The organism is Streptomyces sp. NPDC046915 (genome assembly GCF_040644935.1).
GTDB lineage: Bacteria > Actinomycetota > Actinomycetes > Streptomycetales > Streptomycetaceae > Streptomyces.
This window is the reverse complement of the sequence record NZ_JBEYXB010000012.1, coordinates 214273-232170: the sequence shown is the minus strand read 5'-3', so window position 1 is coordinate 232170 and position 17898 is coordinate 214273. Positions and strand designations below refer to the sequence as shown.

The following is a 17898-nucleotide window of genomic DNA, read 5'->3' as shown; positions in this document are numbered from 1 at the left end:
GCGTGGTCCTGGCCGGGGTATTGCTGGCCTCTTGCACGAGAGGGGGGAACACGGCCGACGGCGATCACTCTGCCGGCGCCCGTGGCTCGAGTTCCGCGAATGGGCCCAACGTGGTGTACGTCCTCACCGACGACTTGGCGTGGAATCTCGTGAAGTACATGCCGCACGTACGCCAGATGGAGGAGAACGGGACGACCTTCACGAACTTCTTCGTCACCGACTCGCTGTGCTGTCCGTCGCGTTCGTCCATCTTCACCGGCCAGTACCCGCACAACACGGGGGTCTTCACCAACAACGGGAACGACGGCGGTTACGGCGCCTTCATGAGGAACAACGACGAACAGAAGAGTTTCGGACCCGCGTTGCAGCGGGCCGGCTACCGAACCGGGTTCATGGGGAAGTACCTGAACGGGTATCAGCCGGGCGATCGACACGGTACGTCCAAGCCCTATGTTCCCCCCGGCTGGGACGAGTGGGACGTCGCCGGTGACGGATACCCCGAGTTCAACTACAACCTGAACGAGAACGGCAGGGTCGTGCGCTACGGGCACGAGCCCCGGGACTACCTGACGGACGTGCTGTCGAAGAAGGCGACATCCTTCATCCGCTCCTCGGCGAAGTCGGGCAAGCCGTTCATGCTGGAGGTGGCGACCTTCGCACCGCACGGCCCGTTCACACCTGCTCCGCGTGATGAGAACACGTACCCAGGGCTCACCGCCCCCCGCACGGACGCCTACGACAAGGCGACCCTCAATGCCCCGAAGTGGCAGCAGGCGCTGTCACCGCTGACGTCCAAGGAACAGCAGGACATCGACGAAAAGTTCGCCAAGCGGGTGCGTTCCGTACAGGCCGTCGACATGATGATCGGCCGCCTGGAGAACACGCTCGAGGCGCAGGGCCTGGCAGGCGACACCTATATCGTCTTCGGGTCGGACAACGGCTTCCACATGGGCGAACACCGGCTCAGGCCAGGGAAGCAGACCGCATACGACACCGACATCAAGGTGCCGATGATGGTCACCGGACCAGGTGTTCCGGCCGGCCGGCATGTTTCGCAGCTTGCCGAGAACATCGACATGAACCCGACCTTCCAGGAACTCGCGGGCGTCAAGCCGCCGTCCACCGTGGACGGGCGCAGTCTCGCCGGCCTCATGCACGGCCGCACCGAGGAGGACTGGCGTCAGGCCCTGCTCGTCGAGCACCATCGCGCGGCGTCCAAGAACGGTGATCCCGACGCGGCATCCGACAACAGCGGCGACCCACCGGACTACGAGGCCCTTCGGACCGCTGACGCCCTCTATGTCGAATACGCCGACGGGGAGAGCGAATTCTATTCGACGACCTCGGATCCCGACGAGCTGAACAATCGGGCAGCCTCTCTCCCGAACGAACAGCGTGCGTCACTGCACCAGACTCTTACGGCGCTTCGAAGCTGCAAAGGGGCAAGCTGCCGCACCGCGTCCCGGCCCCGCACCTAGAACGACAGGGATGAGTGGCTTGCCTCCTCTTTGAATTCTCCTGTGGCGGTCTGCCTGGAGACGACGTCGATGATGCCTGCGAATTCAGCGATGAAGACAGGAACGTTCGTGATCCCCGTGTCCATCCCGTCTCCCGTGCCCGGCGGGCTGCCCCTGCTCGGCCACGTGATCCCTTTGCTCCGACGGCCGTTGGAGTTCATGGACTCCCTCCGGGACCATGGACCGGTTGTCCGGATCCGACTCGGCCGTCTCACCGTCTACGTCGTCACCGACGGCGAATTGACCACCGAGATGCTGACCTCGCGGTCCCGCTCCTTCGGAAAGGGCGGCCGGCTCATCGAGGCGCTCAGCCGTTTCGCGGGCAACGGCCTGGCCACCGTGCCCGACGGCGATGCACACCGCACGCAGCGCAGGCTGATGCAGCCGATGTTCAACCGCTCGTCCATCGCCGAGCGCGGCGATGTCATGTTCGATGTGGCGCGTTCGGTCGTGGCGGCCTGGCCCGAGGGCATCGCACGCGAACTCGACAACGACATGCAGGAGCTCACGCTGTCGGTGTTCCTGGCCGCGTTGCTGGGTACCGAACCGTCGACCGCGGTGCGGCAGCGGTTCCAGCGTGTCCTGCCCGACGTCATGGCCGGTACGATCCGGCAGACCGTGCTGCCCGCGTGGATCGGCGACGTCCCCACCCCCACCCAGCGGCGCTACCGGCGCAGTCTCACCGAGCTTCGTGCCGCCATCGGCGACCTCGTCGACGAGCACCAGCGCAGCCGGGGTGACGCCGGCTCCAGCGAGGGCAGGTCTGCGGCCGGCTTGCTGGACGTGCTGCTGGACGCGGAGATGAGCCGGAGACAGCTGGAGGACGAGGTGATCACGTTCGTGACCACCAACGGCCAAGCCTCCACCGCAACGGTGCTCTGGGCCCTGCACGAGATCGACCGCAGTCCCGGCGTGCGGGACCGTCTGCGCGCCGAGGTCGAGGAGGCCGCACCCGGCCGCGCCCTGCGCGGAACGGACCTGCCGTCGCTGGTCTACACCCGCCAGGTGGTGCACGAGACCATGCGCGTCTACGGGCCGGCCTGGCTTCTGACACGCACCGTCAACGAGCCCGCCGAGCTGGGCGGCTACGCCATACCGCAGGGCGCGACGGTGGTGTTCAGCCCGTTCGTCATACACCGCGACCCGGTGGTCTACCCGGAACCGGCCCGCTTCGACCCGGATCGCTGGTCGCCGGAGCAGAGCGCCTCGATCCCCCGCCACGCCTACCAGCCCTTCGGCAGTGGGGGGCGGCAGTGCATCGGGGAGAACTTCGCATGGAGCGAGATGACCATCATCCTGGCCGAGATCGCCAAACGCTGGGCGCTGGTCTCCGAATCCGGAGTCGTCCCGCGCATGGTGCCCCGAGTGACGATCCACCCGGACCGGGTCGTCATGACCCCCCGCACGCCCTCCGACGCCTGAGGGGGCACGGTGACCGCGCCGACCCGTCCTACCGTTCCGCCGCTGTACTGCCCGCTGCCCTCGGCCATGCACCCCGACGCGGCGGAGATCGGCCGGCGCAGCATCGACTGGCTCGCCGGGCTCGGCCTGTTCACCCACGACGGCATGCGTGAACAGATGGTGCGGGCCAGGGCCGCCGAGTGGGTGTGCCGGATCGCCCCGCACGGCGACCGACACCGACTTCAGATCGTCTCGGACTGGACCCATCTGGGATTCGCCATCGACGACCACCGCTTCGACGCGGGCCCACTGGTCGACCGGCCGGAAGCGCTGATCCCGCTCATGATGCGGCTGATGCCGCACCTGGACCACCCGGAGGGCCCCGTCGGTGACGACCCGTTCTCCATCGGGTTCCGCGACCTCTCCACCCGCGCACGGTCGAGCGCACCCGCCAGGGTGGTGCGTCGCTGGGTGGAGGGCAACATGGAATGGTTCTTCGCGGTGGCCTGCCTGACCGCCCACCGGGTCGCGGGCGCCATGCCGTCGCTGTCGGAGTACGTGAACCTCGGCCCCCGGGACCGGGCGATGAACCTCACCGGCTCCCTCATCGAGCTGGCCGAGGGCACCTGCCTACCGGACGCGGAGCGGGAGTCCCCGGCCGTGCGGGCCGTGACGCAGGCGGCGAACATGCTGGTCACGATCGGCAACGACCTGTTCTCGCTGAACCGGGAGACCGAGCACGATGTCCTGGAGTCCAACTTCGTCGGCGTGCTCCAGCACGAACGCGACTGCACCACCGAGCAGGCGGTACGGGAAGTGGTGGCGCTGCACGACCGCGTGATGTGCCGCTACCTGACCCTGCGCGAGGAGATCGAGCCGACCGCGACCGCCGCGGTGCGCCGTCACCTGAGCCAGCTGGACCATCTCATCCGGGGCAACCTCGAATGGAGCGTACGGGTGCCCCGCTACCACGATGACAGCGCGGCCGAGCCGGTGGTGTCGCCGTGGGCGGAGGCTCCGTCCGACGCCCTGCCGACCGCGCCGCCGATCCCCGCCATCGCCTGGTGGTGGGACGACCGGGAGCCGGCCGGGCGCTGAGGGCGGGCGGGCTTCCCTCAGCCCGGTCAACCGCCGATCGGGGTCCGCAGCATCGGCACGGGATCGGAGAAGAAGGCGTGCAGGGGCAGGCTGCCCGATCCTCGGACGAGGGACCCCTCTCCCAGTCCGGTGGGCACGATGCGTTCGGCCGCCTCGGGGCGGCTGAGCCGGGCGGCGGCCGCGGCGCGGAGGGCGTCGAGATGTTCCGGGGTCTGCAGCAGACCGCCGCCGAGGACGAGCAGGTCGGGATCCATGAGGTCCAGCAGGATGCCGGCGGCGATGCCGACGTACTCCGCCCTTTCTTCGAGCAGTGCCGCAGCCTCTGCGCTGCCGGCGTGGGACTTGGCGACGAGTGACTCGAAGGACGCGTGTGACGGCACCACGCCGGCCTGGCGCGCGCGTCCGAGTACGGCGACGTCGCTGGCCAGCGCTGCGAGACAGTCGGTGCGTCCGCAGCGGCACGGCGTTCCCCGCGCGGTGTGTCCGAGCGGGAGGTGGTCGAGGGTTCCTGCCGCGGCGTCGTGACCGAGCCGGAGACGTCCGTCGACCATCAGGCCGGCGCCCACGATGTTGCCGATGAACAGGAAGATCGAGGAGCCGGCGTGCCGTGCGGCACCGAGGTAGGTCTCGGCCAGCGCCATCGCGCGCACGCTGCTGTCGACGAAGACGGGGCCCTCACCTGTGCCCAGCTCGTCCGCGAGACGGACGTTCTTCCAGCCGAGCAGGGGGTGGTCGACGACGACACCCTTGTGCGGGTCCACCCGTCCTCCGGTGGCCACCCCGGTGCCCAGGACGCGATCCGCCCCTCCGGCCAGAACGACGAGCTGGTCGCGCAGCTCCCGGGCCTCGTTGAGGATCGCCTTCTGCGTTCGGCTGCGGTGCGTGACGGCATGTTCGGTGACGACGTTGCCGGCCAGATCGAGGAGGCCTCCGGTCGTGCGGCGCAACCCGATGTGGATGCCGACGAACCGGTAGTAGGAGGTGTCCAGGGCCACGGGCACACGCGGGCGCCCCATGTTGCCCCCGGCGACCGCGGTGAGCTCGACCAGCACACGGGCACGCGCCATCTGCGCGGTGATCTTGGTCATGCTCGTCGCGCTGAGCCCGGTGGCCTGGACGATCTCGGAGCGCGCCGACGGACCGCGGTGCAGCAGGGTCCTGGCGACGAGCGCCGTGTTGCGGCGCCGCAAGCTCTCCAGACCGCTGCCGTGCGGCTGCCCCGTGCTGGGCAGTGGGCCGCCGTCACGGCGCGGTGCGGCTTCGTGATCGTCGGTGTCAGCGGAGTACATCGTCACCCCGCAGCATGTCGACCTCGGCGCGGGACGGCAGCCCTTCCCAGTCGCCCGGGCAGGCGACATTGACGGCGGCGACCGTCGCGGCGGTCTCGAGTGCCTCTTGAGGCGTGCGGCCGCGAGCCACATCGACCAGCAGACCGGCGGCGAAGGAGTCGCCCGCGCCCACCGGGTCGAGCAGGTGCGCGGGACGTGGCGGCACCTCGTGCAGGCGGCCGTCGTCCCAGGCCACGGCGCCCTCGGCGCCGCGCTTGACGACGACGAGCCGGGGCCCCAGACGACCGAGTGACGTGGCCGCCTCGAAGGGGTCGGCCATCGGCAGGTTTGTCAGGATGGCGGCCTCTTTCTGGGTGGCGAGCACGATGTCGGCTCGCTTGATCAGTTCCATGAGTATCGGCCGGGCCTCCATGGGAGTCCAAAGCGCCGAGCGGTAGTTGAGGTCGACACACGTGGTTCGTCCGGCCTGCGCTGCCAGCTCCAGTGCGCGAAACACCGCCGCACGGGCGCTCTCGGACAAGGCCGGTGTGATGCCCGACAGATGCAGGATCCGTGCCTGAGTCACGTGCTCGGGCAGGACGTGCTCCGGAGCGAGCCGTGCGCCGGCGCTGTGCCGCCGGTAGTAGGACACGCGGGAGACGTCGGCGCTGCGACGCTCCTTGAGCAGGAGACCGGTGGGCGCCTCGGGGTCGATGACGACGCCTTCGGTGTTCACCTGCTCGGCGCGGAGGGTTCTGAGGATGAGCCGGCCGACCTCGTCGTCGCCGACGACGCCCACCCAGGCCGCGCTGCCGCCCAGCCGGGTGACCCCGATGGCGACGGTGGTTTCGGCTCCGGCCATGGACAGGCGCATCGAACCCCCCATCCGCAACGGCCCGATCCGCTCGCTCTCGAAGAGACCCATCGTCTCGCCGTACGTGATCACGTCGACGGTCATGAGACAGCAGCTTTCCAAGCGCGGGCCCGCACTCGCAACTCGGCGAGATCCCCGGTCTCCAGCGTGTCGCCGGTCAGTGGTGAGCCGATTCCCAGGGCGACCGCGCCGGCGGCCAGCCATGCGGCCGCGGTGTCGAGTCCGACACCGCCCGTGGGTACGACGCCGGCGTCGGGCAGGGGTACGCGCAGCTGGCGCAGGAACTCCGGTCGGTGCGAGGCCGCCGGAAACAGCTTCACGAGTTCGGCGCCCGACTCCAGTGCCGTCGCGATCTCGGTGGGAGTGAACGTTCCCGGCAGCACCGCGACGTCGTGGGCCCGCGCGTATTCGATCACCGGTACCGACAGGCTCGGGGACACCAGAAAGCGCGCGCCCGCATCGAGTGCCCGGCGAGCATCGTCGACCGTGCGTACGGTGCCGGCGCCGACCACCGCCGGGCCGTCGAGGGCCTCGACCGCATGGTGCAGGGCGTCGAGTGCGCCGGGGCTGGTGAGGGGAAACTCCAGCACCAGGACGCCTTCCTCGACGAGTACCTGCGCTGCGGCCACGAAGTGGTCGGTGCTGGAGCCCCGCAGGATCGCCACGAGGCGAGTGTCCCGGATGGCCTGGTTGGCGGTGGCCGCCTTCATGACGTCTCTCCTGACGGGGCGAGAGCGGAAGTCCGCGTCGATCCGAGGCCGCCGGCGCTCAGCTCGCCGGGGAAGTGACACGCGGCGTACCGGCCGGGCGCGATCTCGGTGAGGAGCGGGCGCTCGGTGGCACAGATGGTCCGTTCCGGGCGGGACTTGGGGCCGATCGGGCAGCGGGTGTGGAACCGGCAGGCGGGCGGGGGGTTGATCGGACTCGGCACGTCACCGCTCAGCACGATGCGCTCGCGGGCCCGCTCGCGCACCGGGTCGGGCTCGGGCACCGCGGACAGCAGACTGGCGGTGTAAGGGTGCTGTGGGTTGGCCGTGATCTCCTCGGAGGGCCCGGACTCGACGATGTGGCCGAGGTACATCACCATGATCCGGTGCGAGATGTGCCGGACGGTCGCGAGGTCATGTCCGATGAAGAGATAGGCCAGTCCCAGGCGCCGTTGCAGGTCCTGGAGCAGGTTCACGATCTGTGCCTGAAGTGACACGTCGAGGGCGGCCACCGCCTCGTCGCACACCAGCAGCCGCGGGTTGACCGCGAGAGCGCGGGCGATGACGATGCGCTGCCGCTGGCCGCCGGAGAACTCGTGCGGGTAGCGCGACGCCACCCCCGCCTCCAGTCCCACCAGTTCGAGAAGTTCCGCCACGCGGCGCTTCACCTCACTGCCGTGGGCGAGCCCATGGATCACAAGAGGTTCCCCCACGGCGTCCGCGACGGTCAGGCGCGGGTTGAGCGACGACATCGGGTCCTGGAAGACCAACTGGGTCTGGCCGCGGTACCACCGCAGATCGCCGCCGCGCAGGACACCGACATCCCGGCCGTCGAAACGGATCGCCCCCGAGGTGGCCGGGTGGATGCCCAACAGGGCCTTGGCGAGCGTCGACTTCCCGCACCCCGACTCGCCCACCAGCCCGAGTGTCTCGCCGGGAGCGATCGAGAAGTCGATCCCGTCGACCGCGCTGACCTGGACGGTCCTGCGCCGCAATGATCCGGTACGCCTCTTCACCGGGAACGTCTTCACCAGACCCTGCACGCTCAACAGCGGTTCCTGGCCGCCCTGTTCGGCGACGGGATCTCCGGCCGGCGCCGCCGGGGGAGGTGGCGGGAGCACACCCTCCGGACCGGAGACCCAGCAGGCCCATTCCCCGCGGCCGTCCTCCCGGTGGAAGAAGGGAGGCTGCTCGGCGTGGCAGCGCTCCACCGCGGCGTCGCAGCGCGGTGCGTACGCGCAGCCCGGTATGGGCGCGATGAGGTTCGGCGGGCGGCCCTCGATCGGCACCAGAGGCAGTCGCCGGGACGTGGCGAGGTGCGGTGTCGCCGCCAGGAGAGCCCGCGTGTAGGGATGCCGGGGCCGGACGAACAGCTCGTCCACCGGCGCCTGTTCCACGATCCGGCCGCCGTACATCACCGCCACCCGCTGGCAGGAGCGCGCCACCACACCGAGGTTGTGGGTGATGAGCACGATGGCCGTGCCCAGGTCGCGGTTGAGTTCGGCCAGCAGTTCGAGGATCTGCGCCTGGATGGTGACGTCGAGCGCCGTGGTCGGCTCGTCGGCGATGATGACGTCCGGCTCGTTGGCCAACGCCATCGCGATCATCACGCGCTGGCGCATCCCGCCGGAGAAGGCGTGGGGGTAGTCCGCCAGCCTGGCATCGGGATCGGGGATGCCGACGCGCTCCATCAGTTCCAGGGCTCGGGCGCGGGCCTGGGCACCGGTGAACTTGCCGTGCGCGAGCATCGCCTCGACGAGCTGGTCGCGTACGCGCATCACCGGGTTCAGCGACGACATCGGATCCTGGAAGATCATGCTGATGCCGGCCCCGCGTACCTCGCGCATCTCCTTGTCGGAGAGCTTGAGCAGGTCGCGGTCGTGGTAGATCACCTCACCGGACACGACGCGTCCCGGTGACCTGACGATGCGCATCAGGGACATGGCGGTCACGGACTTGCCCGAGCCGGACTCGCCGACCAGGGCGAGCGTCTCCCCGGCCTGGACGTCGAAGGACACGCCGCCGACCGCCCGGACGACACCGCGTTCGGTGGTGAAGTGGGTGGTGAGGTCTCGTACCTGAAGGACCGGTTCGGTCATGAGCGATCTTCCTCCGGAAGCCGGGCGAGCAGTCCACCGTCCACGGGCAGGACCGCTCCGGTGACGAACGAGGCATCGGGGCCGGCGAGGAAGGCGACGCAGCGCGCGACCTCCGCCGGTTGGCCGGCGCGGCGGAGCGGGTAGTGCGCCACCACGTCGTCCAGCCGCTGGGGGTCGCGCCAGATGCGGGCGTTGCGTTCCACCGCGACGAAACCCGGTGCCACGGCGTTGACCCGTACCCCCAGGGGGCCCCATTCGACTGCCGCATTGCGGGTGAACGCCGTGAGTCCCGCCTTGGCCGCGGCGTACGCGCCGAATCCGGTCAGGCCCCCGTGCGCGTGGACGGAGGTGACGTTGACGATGGAGCCGGGGCGGGAGTTCAGGGTGGCCACGAAGCGGCGGCTGAGCGCGACCGGTGCGTGGAGGGAGACGGCCAGGGTGTGCTCCCAGCCTTTGTCGGTGCTGTCGAGCAGGGCCGCACGTTCCTCGGTGAACGCGCAGTTGACCAGTACTCCGGGCGCGCCGGGCAGGGACGCCGCGACCTTCAGGCACTCGTCGTGAACCGTGGCGTCGGTGATGTCTCCGACAACCGAGTGCCACGGCGCGTCGGCGGTGACCGCGTCGTCGATGTCGACGGCGACGACCTGACTGCCGAGTTCGTGGAGGCAGGAGGCGATGGCGCGGCCGATCCCGCCCGCCGCGCCGGTGACGATGCTGGTGGTGCCGTCCAGCGTGGCCATCATCGGATCACCATCCTGTTGGTCGGCAGACCGCGGCTGCCGGTGGCGACCCGGAACAGCGAGCCGGCTCCCCGGGTGATCTCCGCGGTGCGATGGTCGGGGTCTACGGGACGGCAGCCCGAGGTGACGAACAGGTCGCGCAGGCCGGGGCCGCCGAAGGCGCAGCTGGTGGGGTACCTGACCGGCAGCGCGATGCGCTCCTGCACCTCGCCCGTGGGGGAGTAGCGGGCCACGGCGCCACCGCCGGCGAGCGCGACCCACACGGCACCGTCGGCGTCGACGGCGATCCCGTCGGGCATGCCGTCCTCAGGGGCGACCCGCACGAAGAGCTCACCCGGGCCGAGGGAGCCGTCGCCGACGTCGTACGGAAACATGGTGATGGTCTGCCGGAGCGAGTCGACGAAGTACATCCTGTCCGCGGCGGGGGACCAGGCGATTCCGTTCGCCAGGGCCACGTCGTCGAGCATGCGGACCGGGGTGTCCTCGCCCGGGTCCAGGCGCCACAACGCTCCGGCCTGGCCGGCCCGGTGGGGCAGCGCCATCGTTCCGAGCCAGAGACGGCCGGCCGGGTCGACCGCGGTGTCGTTGACGCGCATGCACCGGCTGTCCGGTACGTCGGCGAGGTGACGTGTGCCGTCCTCGGTCTTCTCGTAGACGCACAGCCCCGAGGTCAGTACGAGCGTCCCGTGCTCCGTCAGGGAGACGGCCGAGAGGGGTGGCGCCAGTTCGATGGTCGAGGTGGTTTCGGTGCCGGGGTCCGTGGCGTGGAGCCGGCCACCCCACAGGTCCACCCACAGCAGCCGCCCGTTCTCCCCGTCCCAGACCGGACACTCGCCGAGCAGGGCACCGGCGGGGGTGATGGCGGTCGCGTCGGAGGCCGCAGCCGCGGTGCTCGCGTGGTTCTTGTGTGCGTTCATCGGCGCAGCAGCCCCCGGTTGAGCCCGTCGGCGATCAGGTTGAAACCCAGTACCAGTGCGGTGACCACGACGATGGGGCCCAGCGCGTACCACTGATTCTGGTTGAGGAAGTTGACGCTGGTGCGCAGCAGCGCGCCCAGCGAGGGTGCCGGCGGGCGGATGCCGATGCCGACGAAACTCATGGCACCTTCGATGAACACGGCCATGGACAGGCTGAGGGCTGCCTGCACGATCAGCGAGTCGAGGGCGTTGGGCAGGATGTGCCGCACGATCACGCGTGCCCGGCCGGCGCCGATGACCTCGGCGGCGACGACGTAGTCGCGGCTGCGCTGGGACTGCAGCGCCGAGCGGGTCAGCCGCCCGAACAGCGGGACGTTGACGAGGACCACCGTGACCATGATCGCCGTCATGCCGGGGCCGACGGCGGTCGCGGCCACCGCGACCCCCAGGACCAAGGCGGTGAAGGCCAGCATCACGTCGAAGATCCGCTGGATGACGGCGTCCACGAAGCGATGCAGCCCGCACGCCAGGCCGAGCACGGTGCCCACGACGGCACCGAGGGGCACCGCGACACCGGCGACGAGGACGTCCTGGCGGATGCCGTAGAGGACACGGCTGAAGACGTCCCGTCCGAATTCGTCGGTGCCGAGCAGATGCGCCGAGCTGATCCCGGCGAAGTTGTCGCTGCCCTGGGCGTCGACGCCGTACGGCGCTATCCAGGGGGCGAGGATGCCGAGGAGGAAGAGCACCGCGACGACGGTGATCCCGGCGGCCGTCTCGGGACGGCGCAGGGCCCGGGCCCAGCGGGAGCGCTGGGCCTCCATCGGGGCGGTGACGGTCGAGGGTGCGGTTACGGCGGTCATCACGCCTCCAGGCGGACGCGCGGGTCGACGGCGGCATGGGCGAGATCGGTCAGGGTCTGGATCACGACGAACACGGCGACGGTGAACAGCAGCAGGTCCTGGACGAGGACGTAGTCGCGGTTGAGGACGGAGGCCACCAGCAGATCACCGATGCCGTGCCAGCCGAAGATCGCCTCGACCACGATGGCGCCACCGAGGAGCTGGCCGACCTGGATGCCGAGCACCGTCAGGACCGGGGGAAGCGCATTGGGAATGATGTGGGCCTGGACCAGGCGGCGGGTGCGCAGCCCCTTTGCCAGGCCGGTGCGGACGAACTCCTCGTCCTGCACCTGGCGGATCGACGCGGACAGGAACCGCGCGAGGATCGCGGCGGTGGGCAGGCCGAGGCACACGGCCGGCATCAGCAGGTACTGGACGGCGATTCCGGGGTCCTGGGCCAGGGGGACGTAGCCGCCCGAGGGCAGCAGTCGGTTCGTCACGGCGAAGAGCAGGACCAGGAGTACGCCGCTGACGTACGGCGGGATCGCGAAGGCGAGTGAGACCAGCGCACCGGCCACCTTGGTCAGCACCCGGTTGCGGCTGACGCCGAGGACCACGCCGGCGATGCCGCCGAGGAGGACCGCGACGAGGAGAGCGGCAAGCGTCAGTGAGACGGTCTGGCCGAGCGCGTCACCGATGGCCGCGGCCGCCGGCTGCCGACGGACGTAGGAGGTTCCGAGGTCACCCGTGAGGATCCCGTGGACCCATTCCAGGTACTGGGCGAGGACGCTTTGGTCCAGGCCGAGGTCGTGGCGCACCGCCGCGATCGTGGACGGGGTGGCGTCCGGCCCGGCCAGGACGTTCGCCGCGTCGCCCTCCGCGAGACGGGGAACGCAGAAGACCAGCACCGAGGCCACGGCCAGCACGAGAGCTGCCGAGGGCAGTCGCTTGAGGGCGTATCGCAACATGGCCGCGTACTCACTTCGTCAGGTACGCGTTGTCGAGATCGAGGTAGTCGTACATGTTGTACTTCAGGTCCTTGAGCTTGGTGGAGATCGTGAACGTGTGCGAGCTGACGACCAGGTCGTTGACGAACTGCTGGTCGAGCAGGAAATCGTTCATCTTGGCGTAGGCGGCAGCGGACTCGTGGCCGCCGGTGGTGGTCCACAGCTGCTGGGCGAGGGTGCGGTAGGTGCCGGAGTCGAAGTTGGAGGCGTTCTTGTCGGCGTTGAACGGGAACGCGCCCTTGACCAGGGTCGCCGGGTTCAGCTGGCCGAACCCGTGGACGTTGACGAACAGACCGGGCAGTCCGCCGCCGGACAGCTTCCCGAAGAAGTCGGCTGCCTGAAGGGGCACGAGCTTCGCTCGCAACCCGGCCTGCTTCAGGTCGAACTGCACGATCTCGGCGATGGCCTGGTTCGTCGGCAGACCGGAGTTGAAGACGATGTTCACCGATGCGTTCTTGGCACCGGCCTGGGCGATCAGCTGTTTGGCCTTGCCGATGTCGCGGTGATACGTGTTGGCCTTGCCCTTGTCGAACGCCGGCGAGGAGGGCGACCAGGGCAGTGAGCTGGTCTGCCCGATGCCGGCGAGCACCTGCTTGAGGATGCGGTCGCGATCGACGGCCCAGGCTATGGCCTGACGGAACTGCGGCTTGTTCAGCGGCGCGACCTTCACGTTGGACCCGATGTAGTACGCGGCATCGGCTGCGTCGGAGGCGACGACCTTGAAGTTCGGGTCGCCCTTGAGGGACACCGTGTCGAGTGGCGCGAGATCGAGGGCCAGCTGGCTCTGACCGGACCTGAGGGAGGCCTTCATCGACTGCGACTGGCTCTGGACGTTGATGTTGACGCGGTCCAGGTACGGGTGCCCCGATTTCCAGTAGTGGTCGTACCTCTTGAGCTGAAGTCCGGAGCCGGGGGTGTACTTGACGACCTTGAACGGTCCCGTTCCGACGAACTTCTTGCCCGCCAGGAGGTCGTCGAAGGTGGCCTTGTCCACGATGGGCATGACCTCGAACAGGTCGAACAGGTTCGACACCGGTTCGGTCATGCGCAGGGTGAGCGTGTGGTCGCCGTCGGCCTTCATGCTGGTGATCGCCTGTGCCACGTGCTTGAACTGCGAGGGCACGTCCTGCCGCGTGATCGCCTTGATGGTGAAGATGACGTCGTCGGCGGTGAAGGGACGCCCGGAGTGGAAGGTCACGCCGTCCCGCAACTTCAGCGTGACCGACTTGTGGTCGGGAGACATCTTCCAGCTGGTCGCGAGCTGCGGCCGGGGCTTCAGGGTCGTGTGATCGTACTCAGTCAGGGTGTTGAACACCGTCCTGATGACGGAGAAGTTCGGGTTGTTCTGCGAAAGGAAGGTGTTCGGGGCGATATCGGCACTCTGGACGATGTTCAGGGTGCCTCCCTGCTTGCGCCCGGACGAGCCCTCGTCATCGACGGCCGACTTGCACCCCGAGGCGGCGAGGGCGAGGCAGGTCACGCCTGCGGTCACGATGAACGCGGTGCGGCGCGTGAGCGCGCGCTGAAAGTGGTGCTGGGGTATGGACATGGTGCTCCCCTTAAAGGGTGGTGGACCACAGGACTCGAAGACTCGGATGCCGTGTGTCGAGGGCCAGACCGAGACCTGGACGGTCATCGAGGTGAAGGCGACCCTCCGCTGTGCGTTCCAGCCCCCCGACGAGATCGGACCGCCAGGATGCTTCGCCGAACTGATACTCCAGGTCCGTGGCGTTGGGACAGACGGCGAACAGGTGGGCGGCGGCCGCGGTGGCCACCGGACCCGACGGGTTGTGCGGCGAGACGGCGAGTTCCGGTGCGCTGCGCGCGATGGACAGCACCCTCTTCATGCCGCCCGCGTGTTTCACATCGGGCATCAAGACATCGATGAGGTCCTCGGACACCGCGGTGTCGGCCTCCGCGGCATCGAACATCAACTCGCCGCCGGCCAGCGGGATCGTCGTCGCGGCCCGCAACGCGCGAAGGTCCCGTGTCCGGTCCATGGCGACCGCGTCCTCCAGCCAGCCGATGCCGAGGTCCTCGAGCGTCGGCAGAAGGCGGTGGACCTCCTCGACCGGAAGCCGCTCGTGGCAGTCCACCCTCAACTCGATCTCGTCGCCGACCGCCTCGCGGATCGCACGAAGCCGACGCAAACCGGTAACGGCAAGCGGTTGATCTCCGTCGGCGACGTCGAACGGCGCGCACTTGACCGCGGAGAAGCCGGCCGCCACCGCCTTCATCGCTGCCGCCGCCACATCGCCCGGCGCACGCCCTCCGGGCACCCGATTGATGTTCGCGTACAGACGCACCGGTGCTGGAGCTGAACCGCCGAGCCATTTCCAGACGGGCTCGCCCGCCGCTTGTGCGGCGTGATCGATGAGCAACTGCTCCAGACCACCCATGAGCGTCGCCGTGACGAACGCGTCCGGCCGCGCCTGCTCGCCGACCCGCCGCGCGAGTACGTCGACGAGGCCGGCCCGGTCGGCCAGCAGATCCCGGCCACGCACATGCCGGGCCAGAAGTTCCAGCTCGGCCACCAGTTTCGCGGGGTGCCCGGAGTCGGAGCACTCGCCCAGCGCGAGGTGATCGGCGTCCCTGAGGACCACGAAATGCCACTGCGTCCGTTCGCTGACGTGCGACTCCAGCAGCTCCAACGTGCGGCTCATTGGCGCCCTCCCTTGGTTGCTACACAGTAGAAATTAAGTAGGGGGGTGTCAACGGGTGTGCCACGAGCTGTGTGAGGGAACGGGTCACCGCATCGGTGCGGCCCCTGTCTGCGGACCGAACAGAACCCGGCCGTAGTCCTCCGCGAGGGTGTGGGGGCTGAACTGCGGGTGGCGCATGATGACCGCCAGGTTGCGCCACATGCGCCGCAGCGAGGTGTCCGGGGCTATGCCGCCCATGCTGTGCAGGTCCAGCATCCTCTCCACAGCCTCCCGGCACTCCTGCGCGGCGGACACCATCTCCGCCCGCAGCCGCGCGTGTTCCCGCGCGGGGAGGAACACGGAGTTCGCAGGAGCATGGAACTGGACACCGAGAGCATCCGCTACGCGCAGAACGCGTCCTGTTGCCGAGTCGAGGAGCCGGCAGGCGGTCAGCCACGGCCGGGCCGGCGGACGACAGACGGCCGATGCCGCGGCATTGACGTCCGCAGATCCTGTCTCCATCGCGCGCTGGGCGCCGCGAGCGGCGCCGAGCAATGGGGCGAGCATGACGACGCCTGTGCGGAGCAGTGCCGTCGAAGCGGCGGGAAGGTCGGGGGCTCGGTCTGCTTCGGAGGCAGGGAACACCACGTGGGCCGGGGGGACCACCACGTCCTGGGCGAGGAGCGTGTGACTGCCCGTTCCTGCCATGCCGGTGGTGGGCAGGGTGCGTTCGACGGTGAGGTCCCGGGTGGAGACCAACGCTGCGCATTGCAGGGCGGGTTGCCCCTTTGTGCGCACGGGTACCGCGAGGACCGCCCACCCCGAGTCCTCGCAGCCGGCGACGGCCTGCCACCGTCCTGAGACGCTGAAGCCGTAACCGGTCGACTCGCCTTGGACCTTCAGCGCTGTGGTGGAACCGCAGACGATCGCGTCGGGGTCGGCGAACATGACCTCTCGGGCGGCCTCGGGGAACACCGGCGAGCACACGGTCTTCAAGGCAGCGGACAGTGCGGTGATCCATGCCGTCGACGGACACCCCTGCCCCAGTTCGGCGATCACCCGCACCTGGGTCCGCAGACCGGCTCCGGCACCACCGGCATCGCGCGGCACGGCCATCGCGAACAGTCCCGCCCGCCGGACCGCCGCCAAGGAATCCGCAGCCGGACGCAGATCATGCTCCGTGCGTGCGGCGTTCGCATCCAGCGTCCGTGCCGCGGCGCGGGCCCGCTCCACCAGTTCCTCGTCGCAGGCGGCCGCGGGAGCGTTCCGCGATTCAGTACTCATGCCAGGTCCTTCGTCATTGAACACGCGCGTCGCTCATCACTGGCCGCGAGTCGCCCGGGGCCGCGGGTGCGCATCGTCCGACACTGCGACGGCGTGCGTCTGATGACGCGGCGGTAGCCGGCACGAACTGATGTCCCCGCGCCAACACCATGGGTGCCCGGGCTGTCCTTTGCAGGGAGGGCACCACGTGGGCGATGGCGCCAAGCGCGGTGCCGGCATCACCGAGTCCGGCCGGACGCAGCGTCGGCCTCCCGTACGAGCCGCGCACCACATTCGTGTGCAGGGCGTGTTCGATCGGCTCCATCAGGGCCGGACCGGCATCGACCAGCTCACCGCCCATGACGATCACGTCCGGTTCGACGGCATGGCTGACATTGGCCAGCACCCTGCCGATGTGCGCGCCGACCCGTGCCAGAACCGTATGCGCTCTCCGGTCGCCCGATGCGAGCGCGGCCACCAGCTCCGGGACGTCTGCCGCCGTACCTCCGGCGGCGCGGTGGGCGTCGAGTACGGCTCCGATCGAGGCCACCGTCTCGAGGCATCCGGTGCCGCCGCACTCGCAGGGTTCGCCGTCGGGGTCCACGGAGATGTGGCCGAACATCCCGGAGCGGCCGTGGGCGCCGCGGTGCAGTGTGCCGGCCATCACGAGTCCGCCGCCGACGCCGTGCGACAACCGCAGGTACAGCACGTTCTGCTCGCCCGCGGCGGCTCCCCAGATCGTCTCGGCCAGGGTGGCCAGCCGGGTGTTGTTGTCGATCAGCACCTGTGCGCCGAAGCGCTCGCGCACCAGCGCCGCAATCGTGTCGTGCCGAGGCGCCCACAGCGGGCTGCGGCCCGGAGCGCCGACCGGTCCGACCACTCCGACGCCGATGCCGGTCAGGGTGCCCGGTCGCAGCGTCCCTCCCGTCAGCCCGTCCGCCAGCCGCCACGCGAGGTCGACGCGGGCCTGACACGGCATGCCGGGCTCGTGCGGTTGGCCCGCGGTGACCACGGTCTCGTGCGCCCCGTCCATCACGGCCACCCGCACCGCCCGCCGCGCGAACTCGATGCCGAGCAGCCGCCCGGCCTCGGGGTTCAGGGCCAGCACCTCCGCCGGGCGGCCCCGCTTGCGCCGGGCCGCCTCCGGCACCGAGGCGAGGACGGTGCCGTTGTCCATGAGCGCTCCGACGGCGTCGTAGAGCGTGGTGCGGGACAGCCCGCTCAGTGTCCCTAACTCTCCCCGGGTGAGCGGACCGTGCTCGCGCAGCAGGCGGAGCAACAGGGCCTCGTGAGCGGTGGAGGCTCGTGTCGTCTCAGTCAGCATGGCGGAAGCTACCCCCTCATTGAGCACAGCTGTGGCGTGGGAGGACGGAGATGAGTCCATCGCCTGTGCCGTGAGAAGCTAGGGGGCGTCTTTGTGGGAATTCTGTGGGCCTGCGATGTGACGGTCGGTCGGGTGGGACACGACGCTCACGGGTTCACGAGCAGGCCGTTTCTGTCAGCGCTGACGAGTTTCGGGGTGG

15 protein-coding genes are annotated in these 17898 nt (G+C 69.5%); 3 read left to right on the top strand and 12 right to left on the bottom strand.

The genetic code is table 11. The features are described 5' to 3' along the window. Positions 1 to 2: 2 nt before the first annotated feature. The 3 genes from ABZ915_RS29645 (at position 3) to ABZ915_RS29635 (ending at position 4016) form a co-directional block, all read left to right on the top strand. On the top strand, positions 3 to 1478 hold the full coding sequence (locus ABZ915_RS29645; protein WP_361809559.1) for a sulfatase: 1476 nt from the start codon (positions 3 to 5) through the stop codon (positions 1476 to 1478). 90 nt (positions 1479 to 1568) lie between these two features. Continuing rightward, a complete protein-coding gene (locus ABZ915_RS29640; protein WP_361809557.1) occupies positions 1569 to 2939 on the top strand; it encodes a cytochrome P450 in 1371 nt (456 codons plus the stop codon). Between the two features lie 9 nt (positions 2940 to 2948). Continuing rightward, positions 2949 to 4016, top strand: a complete 1068-nt coding sequence (locus ABZ915_RS29635) for a hypothetical protein (RefSeq protein WP_361809555.1) — start codon at positions 2949 to 2951, stop codon at positions 4014 to 4016. A gap of 26 nt (positions 4017 to 4042) precedes the next feature. On the opposite strand, the gene ABZ915_RS29630 is transcribed toward ABZ915_RS29635, so the two are convergent. From ABZ915_RS29630 to ABZ915_RS29575, 12 genes are all read right to left on the bottom strand, one after another. Then, positions 4043 to 5305, bottom strand: coding sequence for an ROK family protein (locus ABZ915_RS29630; protein ID WP_361809553.1), 1263 nt, complete (start codon positions 5303 to 5305; stop codon positions 4043 to 4045). Further along, on the bottom strand, positions 5292 to 6242 hold the full coding sequence (locus ABZ915_RS29625; protein WP_361809551.1) for a sugar kinase: 951 nt from the start codon (positions 6240 to 6242) through the stop codon (positions 5292 to 5294). The genes ABZ915_RS29630 and ABZ915_RS29625 overlap by 14 nt, the downstream gene beginning before the upstream one ends. Continuing rightward, entirely contained in the window at positions 6239 to 6868 is a 630-nt protein-coding gene (locus tag ABZ915_RS29620; protein ID WP_361809550.1) for a bifunctional 4-hydroxy-2-oxoglutarate aldolase/2-dehydro-3-deoxy-phosphogluconate aldolase, read from the bottom strand. The genes ABZ915_RS29625 and ABZ915_RS29620 overlap by 4 nt, the downstream gene beginning before the upstream one ends. Next, positions 6865 to 8964 (bottom strand): ABC transporter ATP-binding protein, encoded by a 2100-nt coding sequence (locus tag ABZ915_RS29615; protein ID WP_361809548.1) that lies wholly within the window; start codon positions 8962 to 8964, stop codon positions 6865 to 6867. The genes ABZ915_RS29620 and ABZ915_RS29615 overlap by 4 nt, the downstream gene beginning before the upstream one ends. After that, on the bottom strand, positions 8961 to 9707 hold the full coding sequence (locus ABZ915_RS29610; protein WP_361809546.1) for an SDR family oxidoreductase: 747 nt from the start codon (positions 9705 to 9707) through the stop codon (positions 8961 to 8963). Before ABZ915_RS29610 ends, ABZ915_RS29615 begins: the two co-directional genes overlap by 4 nt. After that, positions 9704 to 10621, bottom strand: coding sequence for an SMP-30/gluconolactonase/LRE family protein (locus ABZ915_RS29605; protein ID WP_361809544.1), 918 nt, complete (start codon positions 10619 to 10621; stop codon positions 9704 to 9706). The genes ABZ915_RS29610 and ABZ915_RS29605 overlap by 4 nt, the downstream gene beginning before the upstream one ends. Beyond that, a complete protein-coding gene (locus tag ABZ915_RS29600; RefSeq protein WP_361809543.1) occupies positions 10618 to 11484 on the bottom strand; it encodes an ABC transporter permease in 867 nt (288 codons plus the stop codon). Before ABZ915_RS29600 ends, ABZ915_RS29605 begins: the two co-directional genes overlap by 4 nt. Then, entirely contained in the window at positions 11484 to 12431 is a 948-nt protein-coding gene (locus ABZ915_RS29595; RefSeq protein ID WP_361809541.1) for an ABC transporter permease, read from the bottom strand. Before ABZ915_RS29595 ends, ABZ915_RS29600 begins: the two co-directional genes overlap by 1 nt. Positions 12432 to 12441: 10 nt before the next feature. Next, positions 12442 to 14019 carry an ABC transporter substrate-binding protein gene (locus tag ABZ915_RS29590; protein WP_361809539.1) on the bottom strand — a complete coding sequence of 526 codons (1578 nt, stop codon included), beginning with the start codon at positions 14017 to 14019 and terminating at the stop codon, positions 12442 to 12444. Between the two features lie 10 nt (positions 14020 to 14029). Then, positions 14030 to 15133, bottom strand: coding sequence for an enolase C-terminal domain-like protein (locus tag ABZ915_RS29585; RefSeq protein WP_361809537.1), 1104 nt, complete (start codon positions 15131 to 15133; stop codon positions 14030 to 14032). A gap of 84 nt (positions 15134 to 15217) precedes the next feature. Continuing rightward, complete coding sequence (locus tag ABZ915_RS29580; RefSeq protein WP_361809535.1) at positions 15218 to 16396, bottom strand: acyl-CoA dehydrogenase family protein; 1179 nt, start codon at positions 16394 to 16396, stop codon at positions 15218 to 15220. A 13-nt stretch (positions 16397 to 16409) separates the two neighbouring features. Then, positions 16410 to 17699 carry an ROK family transcriptional regulator gene (locus tag ABZ915_RS29575; RefSeq protein ID WP_361809533.1) on the bottom strand — a complete coding sequence of 430 codons (1290 nt, stop codon included), beginning with the start codon at positions 17697 to 17699 and terminating at the stop codon, positions 16410 to 16412. Between the last annotated feature and the right edge of the window lie 199 nt (positions 17700 to 17898).

Excerpts from the sequence above, each read along its gene's own strand:
- ABZ915_RS29640 (WP_361809557.1), top strand. The coding sequence starts at position 1,569 with ATGAAGACAGGAACGTTCGTGATCCCCGTGTCCATCCCGTCTCCCGTG.
- ABZ915_RS29630 (WP_361809553.1), bottom strand. The coding sequence starts at position 5,305 with ATGTACTCCGCTGACACCGACGATCACGAAGCCGCACCGCGCCGTGAC.
- ABZ915_RS29625 (WP_361809551.1), bottom strand. The coding sequence starts at position 6,242 with ATGACCGTCGACGTGATCACGTACGGCGAGACGATGGGTCTCTTCGAG.
- ABZ915_RS29620 (WP_361809550.1), bottom strand. The coding sequence starts at position 6,868 with ATGAAGGCGGCCACCGCCAACCAGGCCATCCGGGACACTCGCCTCGTG.
- ABZ915_RS29615 (WP_361809548.1), bottom strand. The coding sequence starts at position 8,964 with ATGACCGAACCGGTCCTTCAGGTACGAGACCTCACCACCCACTTCACC.
- ABZ915_RS29610 (WP_361809546.1), bottom strand. The coding sequence starts at position 9,707 with ATGATGGCCACGCTGGACGGCACCACCAGCATCGTCACCGGCGCGGCG.
- ABZ915_RS29605 (WP_361809544.1), bottom strand. The coding sequence starts at position 10,621 with ATGAACGCACACAAGAACCACGCGAGCACCGCGGCTGCGGCCTCCGAC.
- ABZ915_RS29600 (WP_361809543.1), bottom strand. The coding sequence starts at position 11,484 with ATGACCGCCGTAACCGCACCCTCGACCGTCACCGCCCCGATGGAGGCC.
- ABZ915_RS29595 (WP_361809541.1), bottom strand. The coding sequence starts at position 12,431 with ATGTTGCGATACGCCCTCAAGCGACTGCCCTCGGCAGCTCTCGTGCTG.
- ABZ915_RS29590 (WP_361809539.1), bottom strand. The coding sequence starts at position 14,019 with ATGTCCATACCCCAGCACCACTTTCAGCGCGCGCTCACGCGCCGCACC.
- ABZ915_RS29585 (WP_361809537.1), bottom strand. The coding sequence starts at position 15,133 with ATGAGCCGCACGTTGGAGCTGCTGGAGTCGCACGTCAGCGAACGGACG.
- ABZ915_RS29580 (WP_361809535.1), bottom strand. The coding sequence starts at position 16,396 with ATGAGTACTGAATCGCGGAACGCTCCCGCGGCCGCCTGCGACGAGGAA.
- ABZ915_RS29575 (WP_361809533.1), bottom strand. The coding sequence starts at position 17,699 with ATGCTGACTGAGACGACACGAGCCTCCACCGCTCACGAGGCCCTGTTG.